At 46.2% G+C, this 15095-nt stretch carries 15 protein-coding genes; 6 read left to right on the forward strand and 9 right to left on the reverse strand.

The annotated features are described in order from the left end of the window. The first annotated feature begins 6 nt into the window (after window positions 1-6). The 3 genes from TM_RS05790 (at window position 7) to TM_RS05800 (ending at window position 2068) form a co-directional block, all read left to right on the forward strand. On the forward strand, window positions 7-654 hold the full coding sequence (locus TM_RS05790; RefSeq protein WP_004080265.1) for a CBS and ACT domain-containing protein: 648 nt from the start codon (window positions 7-9) through the stop codon (window positions 652-654). An 88-nt stretch (window positions 655-742) separates the two neighbouring features. Further along, on the forward strand, window positions 743-1393 hold the full coding sequence (locus TM_RS05795) for a cytochrome c biogenesis CcdA family protein (protein ID WP_004080262.1): 651 nt from the start codon (window positions 743-745) through the stop codon (window positions 1391-1393). 15 nt (window positions 1394-1408) lie between these two features. Continuing rightward, window positions 1409-2068 (forward strand): thioredoxin family protein, encoded by a 660-nt coding sequence (locus TM_RS05800; protein WP_004080260.1) that lies wholly within the window; start codon window positions 1409-1411, stop codon window positions 2066-2068. A 20-nt stretch (window positions 2069-2088) separates the two neighbouring features. On the opposite strand, the gene TM_RS05805 is transcribed toward TM_RS05800, so the two are convergent. Genes TM_RS05805 through TM_RS05820 form a run of 4 tightly spaced genes read right to left on the reverse strand, consistent with a single transcriptional unit; the run spans window position 2089 to window position 5532 of the window. After that, window positions 2089-3681 carry a methyl-accepting chemotaxis protein gene (locus TM_RS05805; protein WP_004080253.1) on the reverse strand — a complete coding sequence of 531 codons (1593 nt, stop codon included), beginning with the start codon at window positions 3679-3681 and terminating at the stop codon, window positions 2089-2091. Between the two features lies 1 nt (window position 3682). Next, a complete protein-coding gene (locus TM_RS05810) occupies window positions 3683-4036 on the reverse strand; it encodes a hypothetical protein (protein ID WP_015646148.1) in 354 nt (117 codons plus the stop codon). A 28-nt stretch (window positions 4037-4064) separates the two neighbouring features. Further along, a complete protein-coding gene (locus TM_RS05815) occupies window positions 4065-5204 on the reverse strand; it encodes an HD-GYP domain-containing protein (RefSeq protein WP_004080239.1) in 1140 nt (379 codons plus the stop codon). A gap of 37 nt (window positions 5205-5241) precedes the next feature. After that, complete coding sequence (locus tag TM_RS05820; RefSeq protein ID WP_407829906.1) at window positions 5242-5532, reverse strand: helix-turn-helix domain-containing protein; 291 nt, start codon at window positions 5530-5532, stop codon at window positions 5242-5244. 151 nt (window positions 5533-5683) lie between these two features. On the opposite strand from TM_RS05820, the gene TM_RS05825 reads away from it, so the two are divergent. From TM_RS05825 to TM_RS05835, 3 genes are read left to right on the forward strand one after another with little or no spacing between them, the layout of a single operon-like run. Continuing rightward, the gene (locus tag TM_RS05825) at window positions 5684-7303 is read left to right on the forward strand and encodes a methyl-accepting chemotaxis protein (RefSeq protein ID WP_004080235.1); all 1620 of its coding nucleotides are present in this window, start codon (window positions 5684-5686) and stop codon (window positions 7301-7303) included. A 12-nt stretch (window positions 7304-7315) separates the two neighbouring features. Beyond that, the gene (locus TM_RS05830; protein ID WP_004080234.1) at window positions 7316-8479 is read left to right on the forward strand and encodes a response regulator; all 1164 of its coding nucleotides are present in this window, start codon (window positions 7316-7318) and stop codon (window positions 8477-8479) included. Continuing rightward, window positions 8445-9644, forward strand: coding sequence for an NADP-dependent isocitrate dehydrogenase (locus TM_RS05835; RefSeq protein WP_004080233.1), 1200 nt, complete (start codon window positions 8445-8447; stop codon window positions 9642-9644). The genes TM_RS05830 and TM_RS05835 overlap by 35 nt, the downstream gene beginning before the upstream one ends. Before the next feature lie 20 nt (window positions 9645-9664). Here the strand turns inward: TM_RS05835 and TM_RS05840 are convergent, their stop codons facing one another. The 5 genes from TM_RS05840 to TM_RS05860 are packed head-to-tail and all read right to left on the reverse strand — an operon-like array spanning window position 9665 to window position 15074. After that, the gene (locus TM_RS05840; RefSeq protein WP_004080232.1) at window positions 9665-10672 is read right to left on the reverse strand and encodes an ABC transporter permease; all 1008 of its coding nucleotides are present in this window, start codon (window positions 10670-10672) and stop codon (window positions 9665-9667) included. A 43-nt stretch (window positions 10673-10715) separates the two neighbouring features. Beyond that, window positions 10716-12221, reverse strand: coding sequence for an ABC transporter substrate-binding protein (locus TM_RS05845; protein WP_004080231.1), 1506 nt, complete (start codon window positions 12219-12221; stop codon window positions 10716-10718). A 15-nt stretch (window positions 12222-12236) separates the two neighbouring features. Beyond that, window positions 12237-13214: an ABC transporter ATP-binding protein gene (locus TM_RS05850; protein WP_004080230.1), complete on the reverse strand. Its 978-nt coding sequence runs from the start codon at window positions 13212-13214 to the stop codon at window positions 12237-12239. Beyond that, window positions 13201-14172: an ABC transporter ATP-binding protein gene (locus TM_RS05855; protein WP_004080229.1), complete on the reverse strand. Its 972-nt coding sequence runs from the start codon at window positions 14170-14172 to the stop codon at window positions 13201-13203. The genes TM_RS05850 and TM_RS05855 overlap by 14 nt, the downstream gene beginning before the upstream one ends. Then, window positions 14169-15074 carry an ABC transporter permease gene (locus TM_RS05860; RefSeq protein ID WP_010865273.1) on the reverse strand — a complete coding sequence of 302 codons (906 nt, stop codon included), beginning with the start codon at window positions 15072-15074 and terminating at the stop codon, window positions 14169-14171. The genes TM_RS05855 and TM_RS05860 overlap by 4 nt, the downstream gene beginning before the upstream one ends. Window positions 15075-15095 lie beyond the last annotated feature (21 nt).

A 15095-nucleotide genomic window follows, 5' to 3' on the forward strand; every position in this document is an offset into this window, starting at 1 on the left:
GAAAACATGCTTGTCAAGGATTTCATGACGAGAAATCCCATCACCATCGCTCCAGAGACCTCTTTTTCTGAGGCCCTCAAACTCATGAAACAGAACAAAATCAAACGCCTCATAGTGATGAAGAATGAAAAGATCGTCGGTATCGTGACAGAAAAGGACCTTCTCTACGCATCTCCCTCCAAAGCCACGACACTCAACATCTGGGAACTCCACTACCTTCTTTCCAAACTCAAAATCGAGGAGATCATGACAAAAGATGTCGTCACAGTGAACGAAAACACACCGATAGAAGATGCGGCAAGGATAATGGAGGAGAAGGATATAAGTGGGCTCCCTGTAGTTGACGACGCGGGACGTCTTGTTGGAATCATCACACAGACTGATATCTTCAAAGTCTTCGTGGAGATATTCGGAACCAAGAGGGAAGGAACCATAAGGTACACGATGGAAATGCCAGACAAACCGGGTGAACTTCTCGAAGTGGCAAAGAGAATCTACGAAGCAGGCGGGAACATCATCTCCATCGCAACACTTTTCGAAGAAGGGAAGGATTCTTACCTTGCCACACTCAGGGTGGAAAACATCGACCATGAAAAGTTCGTGAAATCCCTCGATGAAATCGATGTGAAGCTTCTGTACTACCATTCAAACTGAATCGTTAGCCCCCTCGTTGTGAGGGGGTGTTTCTGTGTTATAATTATTTTGGACTTTTTCAGTAGAAAAAATGAAGAGGAGAGAGAACATGAGTTTCGCCGTTGCAGAAGTGAGTTACTGGATGGCTCTTGGATACGGCCTCCTCGCATTTTTCAGCCCATGTGTTCTGCCCCTGATCCCCGCTTTTCTTGGCGTGCTCTTTGCCTCGAAAGGAGATTTCCTGAAGGTCATAGGTTTTTTCGTGGGAATATCTTCTCTCTTTTCAGTCATAGGAGTCCTTTTTGGACTGTTTGGAAATTTCATTCCTACTTACATACTCACGTGGATTTCCGGGCTTGCTCTCGTAGTCTTTGGGCTGTTTTACCTGTTCGATGTTGAACTTGTGAAGATGAAAAAGAATCCCAACGTGTGGCGCTACAAAGGGGAAGGATTCCTGAACGGTTTCTTACTCGGTGGTAGTGTGGGGCTCGTGTGGATTCCCTGCTCGAGTCCCATACTGGGAAGTATCCTCGCGATAGTGGCGAGTGGAAGAGAACCGGTGAAGGGGGGAGTACTTCTTTTCCTCTACTCTCTGGGTATTTCGATTCCGTTCATCCTGATGGGAGGATTCGTCAACAAGCTTTTGAACCGCGTCAGCTTCAAAAAGCCTGTGTGGATGAACGTTCTCAAAATAGTGGGTTCTCTCTCACTCATTCTCGTTGGAGTGCTCATTCTCACGGGAAGATTCATCACATACTGATGGGAGGATGGTACTGTGAAAAGGTTCTTAATCATCACAATTTTGGCTTTGAGTGTGTTCTCATTGGCCCTCACTTTAGATGACGCCTACAGACTCGCGAACATCACCCAGAGAAAGCTGATCATGATGTTCTCGAGTCCAACCTGTTACTACTGTAATCTGTTCAAAAAAGAAGTATTCCCGAAAGAAGATTTCCAGGAAATTCTGATTCCAAACTTCGTCTTCGTTGAGCTGTACGCCACAGATGAAAAAACCACACTCTTTGCGAAGGAAGTTCTGGGAGAGGAATCGGTTAGCTACAGAGATCTCTTCGCTGGATTCGGTGTGAGAGGAACGCCTACGTTTTTCTTTTTTAAGGGAAAAGAAGGTCTGGGATACCTTCCTGGCTATGTGGACAAAGACAACTTCATAAAGATTCTGAAATACGTTGCTCAGGAGTTGAAAGAAGACTTCCAGACCTACCTGAAGAAAGACGATCCGTTCGTGGGCGAACCGTTGATCATCGAAATTTTCAAAGAAGACGCAGATTTTGTTCTGGAAAAAGACGAAAACGCCGTGAAAGTGGATACCGTACCGAACGAAGTGAGAAGAGACAGGATATACGTGACGGATTCACCAGATGTTGCAAAGACCCTTCAGGAAAAAGGCGCTCTCCGGGTTCTGCTCGCTAAATGAAAGAGGGTGCGGAAGCACCCTCATATTTTGTATCTTGCGACGATTTCTTTGAGCATCTGTACATTTTCCCTGATGGTCTGTACTCTGCTCGTAACTTCTTCTGTCGAGGCACTGATTTCCTGAAGCCTTGCGTTCACTTCCTTGACACTGTTTGTAATTTCTTCTGCGTTTTTCGCGTTTTCTGTCATAGCGGTTGTGATCTCGTCCACAGCTGCTGTCTGTTCTTCTATCGCCGCTGCTATATTCTGAAGCATCTCGTTTATTCTCTCCACAGCTCCTACAATGGAGTTCAGTTTTTCATCAGCTTCGTCAGCCAGTTTTGTACCCTCTTCGACACGCGCTGTGATTTCAGAAGACACCTTTCCTGCATCTTCGGCTATGCTTCTGATCTCGTTGACAACTCTTCTGACGTTCTCTGAAGCCTGCTGACTTTCTTCAGCGAGTTTTCTTATTTCATCTGCGACGACCGCAAAGCCCCTTCCCGCTTCTCCCGCTCTTGCCGCTTCTATCGCCGCGTTCAACGCGAGCAAGTTCGTCTGCTCTGCTATTGCATTGATGGTTTCAACAAAGCTTGTGATCTCTTCGGCTCCCTTCTGGAAACTCTCCACAACCCTTTCCACGTCTTTGGCACTGTTCGATATCATTCGAGTGACTTCTATGACTTTCTTCAAAGCATCTCCAGCTTCTTTCGCTAGTTGTGTACTTTGGTCGGCGAAACTTGCTGCCTGCTGGGCGCTGTCTGCTATGTTTTTAGTGGCACTGCTGATCTCTTCGGATCCCGCTGTGGTTTCCTGAACCGAGGCAGAAATGGACTCTATCCTCGTGGAAATGTTGTCCATTTCCTTTGAAATTCCAAGAAGCTGGTTTGTGATCTCTTCGTTTGCCTTGGAGATCTCCTCGATACTCTCGGCAACTGAGAATGTCTCTGTCTGTACATCTTTGAGATTGTTTCTCAGATATTCTATGGAAGCTTTGAATTCATTTAAGAGAGTGCTTATCTCGTCTTTTCCTTTCGCTTCCTGTATGTTAATTGTGAGATCGTTGTTCCTCAAAGATCTTGACGCTTCCATAACAGGTTTCAAGAGTCTCAGACTACGAGATATCATGACGAACAGAAATACTCCACTTGCCACCGCTACGATTGGAAGAACAATGAAAAGAACGTTTCTGATGAGCTCAGAACTGTACGAAATCTCTTTGTCAAGGTTTTCTCTGGTTCTGTCCAGATTCGCCATGATATCTTCCTTCACCTGATCCACAGAACTTTGAATGCGAGAAACCACTTCCGTTTTTCCGGAAATTATCTCTGAAATGTTTCGCTCCAGAGCGTCCATATGCTCCTTCAAAGAAGGTATCTTATCGGCTACTTTCTTCAATTCATTGAAGAGCGATGATACCTCCTCTATTTTCGCCGCGTTGTTTACAAACAGAGCAACTTTGGTTTCAAGTTCACCCAGTTTATCCAGGGCTTCCACTGCGAGTTCGTACTCTTCAAACGCTTTTCTCACGTTCTGACCAGCTTTCAAGAAGACACTACCCCCCAGGAGGGCTACAAGAACTACTGCAGCTAATGTTATAGTCGATACTAGAAGTGTTTTTCCTTTTAAACTCATACTATCTATCCCTCCTTTCTTCGATTTTGAAGACAAAATGTGGGACGCCCGCTATCCTGATTTTACCAGTGATGAATCCTTCGTACGAACCTTCGGGGGTCTCTATTCTGGAGATTTCTCTTCTATCTACTTCCATGTCCCTAACTCCCGAGAGAATAAAGACAATTTCTTCGTTCGATGTATTCGATATGATGATATTTCTTTTCCTTCCCTTTAATTCGAGAATTCCTATGGTAGGATTCCACCACTTCTGCTGTGTTGTGATTGGTACTTCTACGATTTCCAACCTTGCTTTGTCATGATCCAGTGGAAATAACTTCACATCGAGTTTGTGCAAAGAATTGTATCTGGACACAAAAAGTGTCCCTCTTTCCTCGTTAAATTCAAACGTAATCAGAAATAAAAACATGATATCCATCGTTTTTTCGCAGAATACCTTCATGTATCCCTTCACCTGCGATCAGTGTAGCAGGAAGTATCCTTCCTTCGAAAAGACCTAAACTCTCTTTTTTCTCCCTCAATAGATCAACAGTTAGATCCGCGAGCAAGGGGTCGAAATCTTTTCCTCTAAGTCTCTCGATTTCTTTGATCACATCATCCAAAGGAAACGGATTTCTATACGATCTGGGAGAGAGCATCGCATCCAGAGTATCCGCTATCTTGAGTATCCTTCCTTCGGGCGTTATCTCTTCTTCCTTCAATCCGAACGGATACCCGCTCCCGTCGAATTTCTCGTGGTGTTGAACCACCCAGAGAGCCACATCGTCCTCAATATCCCAGATCATCAGGTCTTTTACCATGTTATAGCTGTAATCCACGTGTTTTTTCATCTCCTGGTACTCCTGGAGTGTTAATCTTCCTTCTTTGTTCAAGATGCGCTCATCTATATACACTTTACCTATGTCATGAAGAAGACCCGCCAGATACAGCTTCGCAAGTCTTTTTTCATCCAGACCCACTATCTTTCCGATTTCTTCCGCCCAGAAAGCCACGTTGTATATGTGGTTCAGCGTGTAGCGGCTGACTCTGGAAAACAGTCTGTCTATCAGTATCGCCACGGTGGTTAAAAGCTGATCCAGGACGACAGAGTACTCCAGGAAGTAGTATTCGAGTCCGTGTGCTTTCAAAAAATCTTGAAGATCCCTAATTATTCCCTCTGTTTTCTCTGCATCCCTCTTTTTCTTCGAGGCAACGTACACAAACCCTGTGGGAAATTCTTTGAAAACAACGGGAATGTAGAGCTCCCATTGAACATTCTCCACAAGAGCGAAACGAGTTTTCTGTGGATGATTCTCGAAAGTTTTCACATTGAACAGAAATTCCTCAACCAGGGGAGTTAAAGTAAGATTGAAAATTGTTCCTGCGCTGAAAGAAACGGGATTGTCGGCCGAGTTGATCACATGAATCGCCAAGCTCTGCCTGATCGCAAACAGGGCAATGATATCTACTCCGTGCTTTTTTCTGATCTTCTCCAGTGTTTTCACGAAATTATCTTTGACACTGGCTACTTGGATTGCTTCCATGTTTTCACCTCCCATGCTGGTAAGATAAAACCCTAGTTTACTTTTTCATACTTAAGAAGAGTCTCGACAGTTCCAAGGGATCAACGTTCAATACCTTGGCGAGTTTCACCAGATTCTCCGGAGAAGGAACGCTTTTCCCCTGAAACCACAGATTCACGGTTCTTGGAGTTACCTTAAGAATTTTAGCCAGTTTTCTCTGACTGTAACCTGAAGCGTACAGAACCCGCACTAGATCCTCTAAAGATTCTAATTTCATATTCTCACCTCTCTGGCGACGTAGTAATAAACAAAGTAAAACAAGCACATTTCCCATGTGTAATTGTACCATCACGATCTCAAGGTCAATAAATTGTAAATTATTGTAAACTATATAATAACGATGATGTTACGGATATTATAACGACGATGTATAATGATGTATGAATTATAATAGAATTATAATACTAATAAGATCATAGTGTGGTGGGGGTGTTGAAACTATGAAATCGGTTGCATCGAAACTACTCCTAGGTTTTGGACTCGTATGCGCAGGACTCGTGCTGTTCGGCCTACTGACGTTCTACAACATTCTTTCTCTTGAGAAGATAGTCGCCGACACTGCAAACATCAACAGAGCCATCGTGGAACTGGCGATAAACCAGGCAGGAGTACTCGTAGCGGTTCAGAACAAGGATAAATCGCTTCTTTCATCTTCTGTGGAGGGACTTCGAACAAGCCTTGATGATATTAAAGCGTATCAGAGTGATTTCTCTGGAGAGAACCTGAAACTTCTCCAGGAGTCGATAGCTCATCTTGAAGAGATGATACGGATAACAGATTCACTGATAGTAGACGGTGTGGATCAGTCCATCTATGACCGTTTCGTGGAGTTGCAAGCAGAGATCAGGAATCCTTTGAGGAAACTAGTTCAGAATCTCGGTGTTGAAAACGTTTCCATGACGAAGAACATCAAAAGGAACATAATCTTCTTCCTCGTTGTGGTATGTGCCGCAGCCATGTTCATCGCCATCTTCACTACACGGAATCTCACGACTCCTCTGAAAAAGCTCGCCGTCCTCGTCGAAAACCTCAGCCACGGTGTACTGAATGTGGAGATAGAAAAAATCCGTAGCAAGGACGAGATAGGAAAAGCAGCTATGGCCGTTGAAAAGCTGAGAGAAATCCTTCTTGACATCATCACAGGAATAAACAAAGCTTCGAGCGAGGTGAGTTCGTCCAGCGAAGAGCTCTCTGCGACTTCTGAAGAACTCTCTGCCAACGTGAACAGCATATCAGAAGCGTTGGTGTCATTGAACAAAGAAGCAGACGAGAACTCTGCAACACTCGAAGAGTTCACTGCGAGTATAGAAGAACTCTCTTCCACAGCAGACAGCAATTCCAAATCTGCCCAGGCCATGCTTGAGTCTACTCAGAGGGTGCATGAACAGGTAGAAAAAAGCACGGAGAGAATAAGAGAAATCACAGAAAAGGCTCACAGCACAAGAGAGATGAGCGAGAACACAAAACAAGCCCTCAACAGGCTCCTGTCTATGGCAGAGAACATAAACAGCATCGTGGACACGATCAATTCCATAGCAGAGCAGACAAATCTGCTCGCGCTGAACGCGGCGATAGAAGCAGCAAGAGCGGGAGAAGCGGGAAGGGGCTTTGCGGTCGTCGCAGATGAAATAAGAAAACTCGCTGAAGAGAGTAAAGCGGCAACCCAGCAGATAGGAGAAATACTTGGAAAACTCAGAGATGAAATTAACAATTCTTCCAAGATTGTAGAAAGCACAGCCAGCGCTATTGAAGAAACAGCATCGCTTGTAGAAAGTATAAAAGACGTGTTCGAGAGCATCAGAATCGCCATGGAAGATGTTCAGAGTAGGGTGGAAAGTGTCGCTGCGAGCACCCAGGAACAGAGTGCAAGCCTTGAAGAACTTTCCGCAGGAGTTACTAGACTCACCGAACTTCTCAACAAAACAAGAGAGAACACAAGCAGTGCCAACAGTGCTCTCCAGGAAGCCAACGCTGCCCTTGAAGAACTCTCTGCTTCTGCCCAGAGCCTTGCTGAACTTGCACAGGAACTTCAGAGGAGGATCGAATTCTTCAAGATATAAAGAGGTGGTTCTGTGAGGCTGCTTCTCTACACAGAAGACAGTAGCGTGGAATGGATAAAACCTCTCTTGACGCAGATTGGTGTGGAAATTGTAGAGTGTGAACACGGAGACATAAACGGAAAGCTTCAGGATGTGGATGGAGTTTTCCTTGTACTGAACACTGTGACGGATGAAATAGTGGAAAAAATAAAAAGTGTCAGGCGGAAAACAGACAGGTTTGTTCTTGTGGCCGTTCCGCACAATGAAGATTGGTTCGAAGCACTAGAAGATGCAGGTGTTGACGACTTGATTTTCCGCCCCATCAATCCCTCTGAGCTCGTTAGCGTGATTGAACACATGTTTCGTACAAGAAAATTCTATGAAACGAAAACTTCTCATAAGAGAACGAGGGAGGAAAGCTGGATGAACATCATAAAATCACAGCAGAAAGAAATAGTAGAGTATGTGAGAAGAGAAGAAAGTTACATACGTGAGAGGGACAAACTGAGAAGAGAAAACAGAGAACTCCTTGAAGAACTGTACACACTTCTGCTGCGCGTCATAGAGCTCAAAGATTACGAGACTCATGAGCACACTTTGAGGGTTGGAAGGATAAGCGCTCTTGTAGCGGAGGCGATGGGCTGTTCCTCAGAATTTGTGGAATTGATAGAAAAGGCCGCTCCTTTCCACGACATAGGAAAAGTGTTCATCCCAGAATCGATCCTGCTGAAAAGAGGCAAGCTCACCAGCGATGAATACGAAATAATGAAACTTCACACGATATTCGGATACGAGCTGCTCAAAACCTCAAAAAATCCCGTTTTATCGCTTGCCGCTGAAGTAGCCCTGTTTCACCATGAAAAATACAACGGAAAGGGATACCCACACGGACTAAAAGGAGATGAAATACCCCTTTCCGCACAGATAGCTGCAGTAGCTGACAGTTTTGATGCTATGGTGTCTCACAGGCCTTACAAGATCAGAAAAAGTTTTGATGAAGCCATCAGAGAGATTAAAGATCTTTCGGGAAGATTCTATTCTCCCTTCGTTGTCAAAGCTTTCGTGCAAACAATAGACGAGATAAGGAAACTTTACAACTGGGGAACGAAAGGGGATGATATCATTAGTAATAGCAGCCATCACAGAAAAGGAGGTACAAAGGATGGAGAAAGTCAAAGTCAAAAATCCTATTGTTGAGCTTGACGGTGACGAGATGGCACGCGTGATGTGGAAGATGATCAAAGAAAAACTCATCCTTCCCTATCTCGACATCCAGCTGGTTTACTTCGATCTCGGAATAAAGAAGAGAGACGAAACAGACGATCAGATCACGATCGAAGCGGCAAAGGCCATCAAAAAGTACGGTGTCGGTGTCAAGTGCGCAACGATCACCCCGGATGCGGAAAGAGTGAAGGAATACAACCTGAAGAAAGCCTGGAAGAGTCCAAATGCCACCATCAGAGCGTATCTCGATGGAACGGTTTTCAGAAAGCCCATCATGGTGAAGAACGTGCCACCGCTTGTGAAGCGCTGGAAGAAACCGATCATCATAGGAAGACACGCCTACGGTGACATATACAACGCTGTGGAAGCAAAAGTAGAAGGCCCAGCAGAAGTGGAACTTGTGGTGAGAAACAAAGAAAACAAAACACTCCTCGTACACAAATTCGAAGGAAACGGTGTTGTCATGGCAATGCACAACCTGGAGAAATCGATCAGAAGCTTCGCTCAGTCGTGTATAAACTACGCTATCTCTGAAAAGGTCGACATCTGGTTTGCGACGAAAGACACGATCTCCAAGGTGTACCATGCGTACTTCAAAGACATATTCCAGGAAGAGGTCGACAAAAGAAAAGAAGAACTCGAAAAAGCTGGAGTGAACTACAGATACATGCTCATAGATGATGCGGCTGCGCAGATTTTGAGAAGTGAGGGCGGCATGCTCTGGGCCTGTATGAACTACGAAGGGGATATCATGTCCGATATGATCGCCTCAGGATTCGGCAGTCTCGGCCTCATGACGTCGGTTCTTGTCTCTCCCGATGGGGTCTACGAGTTCGAGGCAGCCCACGGCACGGTGAGAAGACACTACTACAGATATTTGAAGGGAGAAAAGACCTCGACGAATCCAACCGCATCGATCTTCGCGTGGACAGGTGCTATAAGGAAAAGGGGAGAACTCGACGGAACACCGGAGGTGTGTGAATTCGCAGACAAACTGGAGAAGGCTGTGATAAACACCATAGAATCCGGTGTGATCACAAAGGACCTTCAGCCTTTCACAGAACCACCGATCGACAAGTATGTCACTCTCGAAGAGTTCATAGACGAAGTGAAGAAGAATCTCGAAAAATTACTGTGAGCGGGCGTGTCCCGCTCTTTTCAATATCTCACCCTGGGATCTATCAGAGCGTTGATCACGTCGACGAGAATGCTTATCACCACCACGATCAAAGCGAAGAAAACGACCGTGCCCTGTATGGCAGGAAAGTCCCTGTACCTGATCTTCATCACAAGATAACTTCCAAGACCGGGCCATGAGAAAGTGGTTTCTGTGAGGACCGCACCTCCCAGAAGGAGTGCGAACTGCAATCCCATCATCGTGAAGATGGGTACCAGAGCGTTTTTCAGGGCGTACCTGAACAGAACCACCCTCTCCTTCAAACCGCGAGCACGAGCCGCCTTCACGAAATCCTGGGCCAGTGTTAAAACGGTGTTGTTTCTCACCATACGGACAAAGACGCTGGAGATCACAAGGCCGAGCGTGAGTCCCGGAAGTAAGAGATGTTCGAAAACGTCTTTCAGCGCTTCCCAGTTTCCTGTGAAAAGCGCATCTATCGAATAGATACCCGTTATCACTTTCAAATTCATAGTGGGTGACAATCGTCCGCCAACGGGAAGCCATCTCAAGATAACTCCGAAGATGTACTGCATCATCAAACCGAACCAGAAAACCGGAACCGCGTACATCACCATTGAAAACATCCTGGCACCTATATCAACTCCACTGTCCCTTTTGTACGCAGCGAAGCTTCCCCAGAAGATGCCTATGAGAACGGCTACGATGAAAGCGAAGAGTGTCAGCTCCAAAGTCGCGGGAAATCTCTCCTTTATTTCTTCCCAAACGGGTCTTCCCGTCAGTGTAGATTTTCCCAGGTCACCTTTGAGAAGATCTCCGATGTAATCGAAAAACTGGACGATGATAGGTTTATCGAGACCGAGTTCGTGTCTCTTTTGTTCGATGACCTCCTTCGGTGCTTTCCCTCCGAGAATAGCGAGCACCGGATCCCCGGGTATGATCCTGAGCACCAGGAATATGAGTGCCAGAAGGATGAATATCATGGGGGCAGCGAGGAGAATTCTTGTTATCACGTAGTTTTTAAGAGACATCACGGCACCTCCGAAAGCCGCCCCGGGAAGGGGCGGCGGGAGTTCACTCTTCCCAGTAGAGTATGTAGTATCTGAATATCTGTGTGGGTTCAAGCAGAATTCCTTTCACCTGTTTTTTCGCTGCACAGGTTGCAACTCCCTGCCAGAGCGGTATGTAAGGAACATCCCTTGCAAGAATCTCCTGGACTTTGTAGTAGATCTCTGTTCTCTTTTCCAGATCGGTGAGTTTTCTCGCTTCTATCATCAGGTTTTCTACCTCAGGATTCGAGTAGAAGCTACCGAGGGATTTCGCACCACTCTCACTGAGGAACGGCCAGACGTAGTCATCCGGATCAAGGTAATCGGGGTACCATCCAAGGAGGAAGAGACCCATCGTTCCGTTCAGGAAGTACTCCACGTAGGTGGACCACTCCGCATACTTCAGGTTCACTTTTATGACACCGGTTTCTTCGAACGACTCTTTCAGCACCTGAGCGACATCCGCTTCTGTCGTTCCGTAGTGTGAAGGTGTGTACCACAGGTCTATCACGAGGGGATTGTTCTCATCGTAGCCAGCTTCCTTGAGGAGCGCTCTTGCCTTTTCTAGGTCTCTTTCAGGGAAAACATCCTTGTGTCCCCACATGCCTTCCGGGATCATCGAGTACAGTGGTTTTGCAAGTCCCACGAACACATCTTCAACTATGACATCTCTGTTCACCGAATAGGCGAGTGCCTGTCTCACCTTCACGTTGTCGAACGGGGGTTGTGTGACGTTGATCACCAGATATCTGATCTGTGGACTGTTACCTTTGTAAACGACGATGTCTTCTCTTCCCTCGAGATCGATAACATCTCTGGGGTCGAGATGTCTGTAAGCGACATCGATTTCTCCCGTCTCGAGTGCCAATCTGAGTGTGGAAGCGTTCTCATAGAAATTGATCACGATGGTCTTTGTCTTTGGTTTTTCACCGAAGTAGTTCGGATTCGCTTCGAGAACGATTCTCACATCTCTGATCCATTCCTTGACCCTGTATGGACCAGAAGCTGACGGGATACCTTCGTAGAAGGAATCAGCTGGATAAACCTTCGGATTCACCGGATACGCAACGGTGTAACCGAGGACGGAAACGAACGCAGAGAATGGATACTTCAGAGTTACACGGAAGGTGTAGTCGTCCACCACTTCTGTTTTTTCGACGACATCAGAGAGTAAGAATGCCGGATCTCCATTCAGTTTCATCACCCTGTCGAAAGAGTACTTGAAGACGTGTGCATCGATGGGTGTTCCATCCTCGAACTTTGCATCCTTTCTCAGATAGAACGTGTAAACCGTTCCTGTTTCATCGACTTCCCATCTCTCTGCCAGAACGGGCTTGAGAACGCTGGTTCCTATTTCGTAATCAACCAGTCCAACCATGACGTTTTGAAGGATGTTTGAAGAAAAGTAATCGTAACAGTTGGCAGGATCGAGAGTTCTGATTTTGTCCGTTGTACCCACCACGATGATGTCTTTTGCCGCGAAGGAGAGCGTTACTGTTAAGATCAGAAACAACCAGACTAACTTTTTCATACCCACTACCTCCCTTCAGTTGTAAAGATGACATGCCACCTTATGATTTTCCTCCACAGCCTTGAGTTGAGGTTCTTCTTTCATACAGATATCCATTCTGTAAGGGCAGCGCGGGTGGAATCTACAACCAGATGGCACGTCTATCGGGTTTGGTGTTTCTCCCTCAGGGATGAACTTCTTTTTCTTCTTGAGAGAAGGTTCCGGTACGGCGGATATAAGAGCCTGTGTGTAAGGATGCTTTGGATTGAGGTATATGTCCTCAAAATCACCGATCTCCACAATCTTTCCGAGGTACATCACCGCGATTTCGTCGCAGACGTATTTGGTCGTAGCGAGGTCGTGTGTGATGAAGAGCATGGTGAGGTTGAATTCCTTTCTGAGTTCCTGAAGGAGCCTCAACAACTGCGATCTCACGGAAACATCGAGCATAGCCACCGCTTCATCTGCCACCACCAGACGGGGTTTCAAAATCAAAGCACGGGCAATGACAACTCTTTGCCTCTGGCCACCGGAAAGCTCCCTCGGATACCTTCTGTAGATATCCTCCGCGGGCTCCAGATTCACTCTCCTCAACATCTCAAGCACCATCTCTTTTCTCGACGATCTGTCTCCGATTCCGTGAATTTCAAGGGCGTGTTCTATGGCTTTTCCCACCCTCATATATGGATTCAGAGAGGCCATTGGATCTTGAAAGATGATCTGCATTTCTTTTCTCAGCTTCCTCATTTCTTCTTTTGAGAGTTTTGTGATATCTCTACCATCAAAAATGATTTTGCCATCGGTGGGTTCTTCAAGTCTCAGAATGACTCTTCCCGTTGTGGTTTTTCCGGATCCCGACTCCCCCACCAGCCCCAGACTCTTTCCTTCATCAATCTGAAAATTCACACCATCCACCGCTTTCACAAACTTCCTGGGTTTTCTCAAAAGCACATCTATCGGTCCCTGTTTCACAGGGAAATACTTTTTAAGGTTCTGCACTTCAATCAGTGCCATTTTGATCTCCTCCGTAAAGCCAACATTTCACGCGCGTTCCATCTATTTCGAACTCCGGTGGTTCTTTCTCCCAGCAAATTTTCATTGCCTTCTCACATCTTGGAGCGAACCTGCAACCTTCAGGGGGATTCGAAAGATCAGGAGGAGAGCCTGGAATGTATCTCAGTTCTTTATCGTTCACGTCCGTGTTCGGAATAGACCTCAGAAGACCAACGGTGTATGGATGAAGAGGATTGGTGAATATCCTCTCTTTCGATGCGAGTTCCACGAGGTGCCCTGCGTACATCACCCCTATTCTGTCTGCGGCTTCCGCGACCAGTCCCATATCGTGGGTGATCAGAATCATGGCGGTTCTGTGCTCTTTCGTCAACTTCTCAAGCAGTTCCATTATCTGAGCCTGAACTATCACATCCAGAGATGTAGTGGGTTCATCGGCGATCAAAACAGCGGGATTGAGAACTATGGAGAGGGCGATCATCACCCTCTGTCTCATTCCACCGCTGAACTGAAACGGGTAATCCTTCAGTCTGTTCCTGTTTATCCCGACATCTTCTAAGGCCTTCGCTGCAAGTTCTCTGGCGTCCTCCTTACTCAGTTCGGGTCTGTGGGTGAGGATCATCTCTACAAAATGATCCTCTATCCTGAGAATCGGATTGAGCGACGTCATCGGATCCTGGAAAATCATCGCAACTTTTGAACCTCTTATCTGTCTCATTTCCTCGTCCGAAAGAGATGAAATATCTATTCCTTCAATTTTTATACTCCCATCAATCTTTGTTCCTTTTGGAAGAAGCCGCATTATGGAAAAACCGAGGGTAGACTTTCCACAGCCGGATTCACCGACGAGACCCAGGGTTTCTCCTTTCTCCAGGTGAAAGGAGACGTTTTCGACGGCGTTCACAGTTTTTTCTCCAGTTTTGTATCTCACGCTCACGTTTTTCAGTTCGAGCACCTTCATTTGCTTCTCTCCCCGATATTCGGATTGAGAATTTCGCTCAATCCTTCACTGAACATGGAAAAACCAAGAACGGAAGTGATGATTGCAAGGCCGGGGAACAACACTCCCCACCAGGCTCTACTCAGGATGAACCTCTGGCCGTTGCTGAGGTCGAATCCCCAGTCCGGAGTGGGAGGAGCTATTCCAAGTCCAAGAAAACTGAGTCCCGCTTCCGTCATGATCGCATCAGCGAGGTTCATTGAGAGAACCACCACTATCGATGGGAAAACGTTGGGAAGCACGTATTTGACCAAGATTTCCCAATCTTTCGCACCGAGCGCCCTTGCCGCTTCCACGTAGAGTTCGTTTTTCACACTCGTGACCTGGTTTCTCACCACTCTGAAATATGTGGGCGCATAAACGACGGCGATTGAAACGGCTATGTTCATCATTCCGGGTCCCAAAACTGCCGCAACTGCTATGGCAAGAATCAAACCCGGGAAAGAGTAAACGGCGTCCATCACAAGAGTTAAAACGCGATCGAAGATACCTCCAACGTAACCAGAGATCAAACCGAGGGGAATACCTATCGCAGACGCTATAACAACAGCGAGAAACGCCACCATCAGGGCAATTCTCGAACCATAGATCACCCTGCTGAAGATATCCCTTCCAAGGTTGTCGGTGCCGAATAAATGCTTTTCCGAAGGAGGTTGCAAAGATCTTCCCACCCGTACGGTGGGATCGTAGGGAGCAAGAACTGGGGCGAAAATGGCCAAAAAGATGTAAAACAAAAGAATGATCATTCCGACGAAAGCCAAAACACCTGTTCTTCGTCTGAATAGTTTGAAGACCGGTCTGAAGATTCTCTCAGAGACCACAACCTTCGACCTCGCTTCTCTTTTTTCATAATAATACCACATACAGGAATAAGTTTCAATTTC

Source organism: Thermotoga maritima MSB8 (genome assembly GCF_000008545.1).
In the GTDB taxonomy this organism is placed as follows: domain Bacteria; phylum Thermotogota; class Thermotogae; order Thermotogales; family Thermotogaceae; genus Thermotoga; species Thermotoga maritima.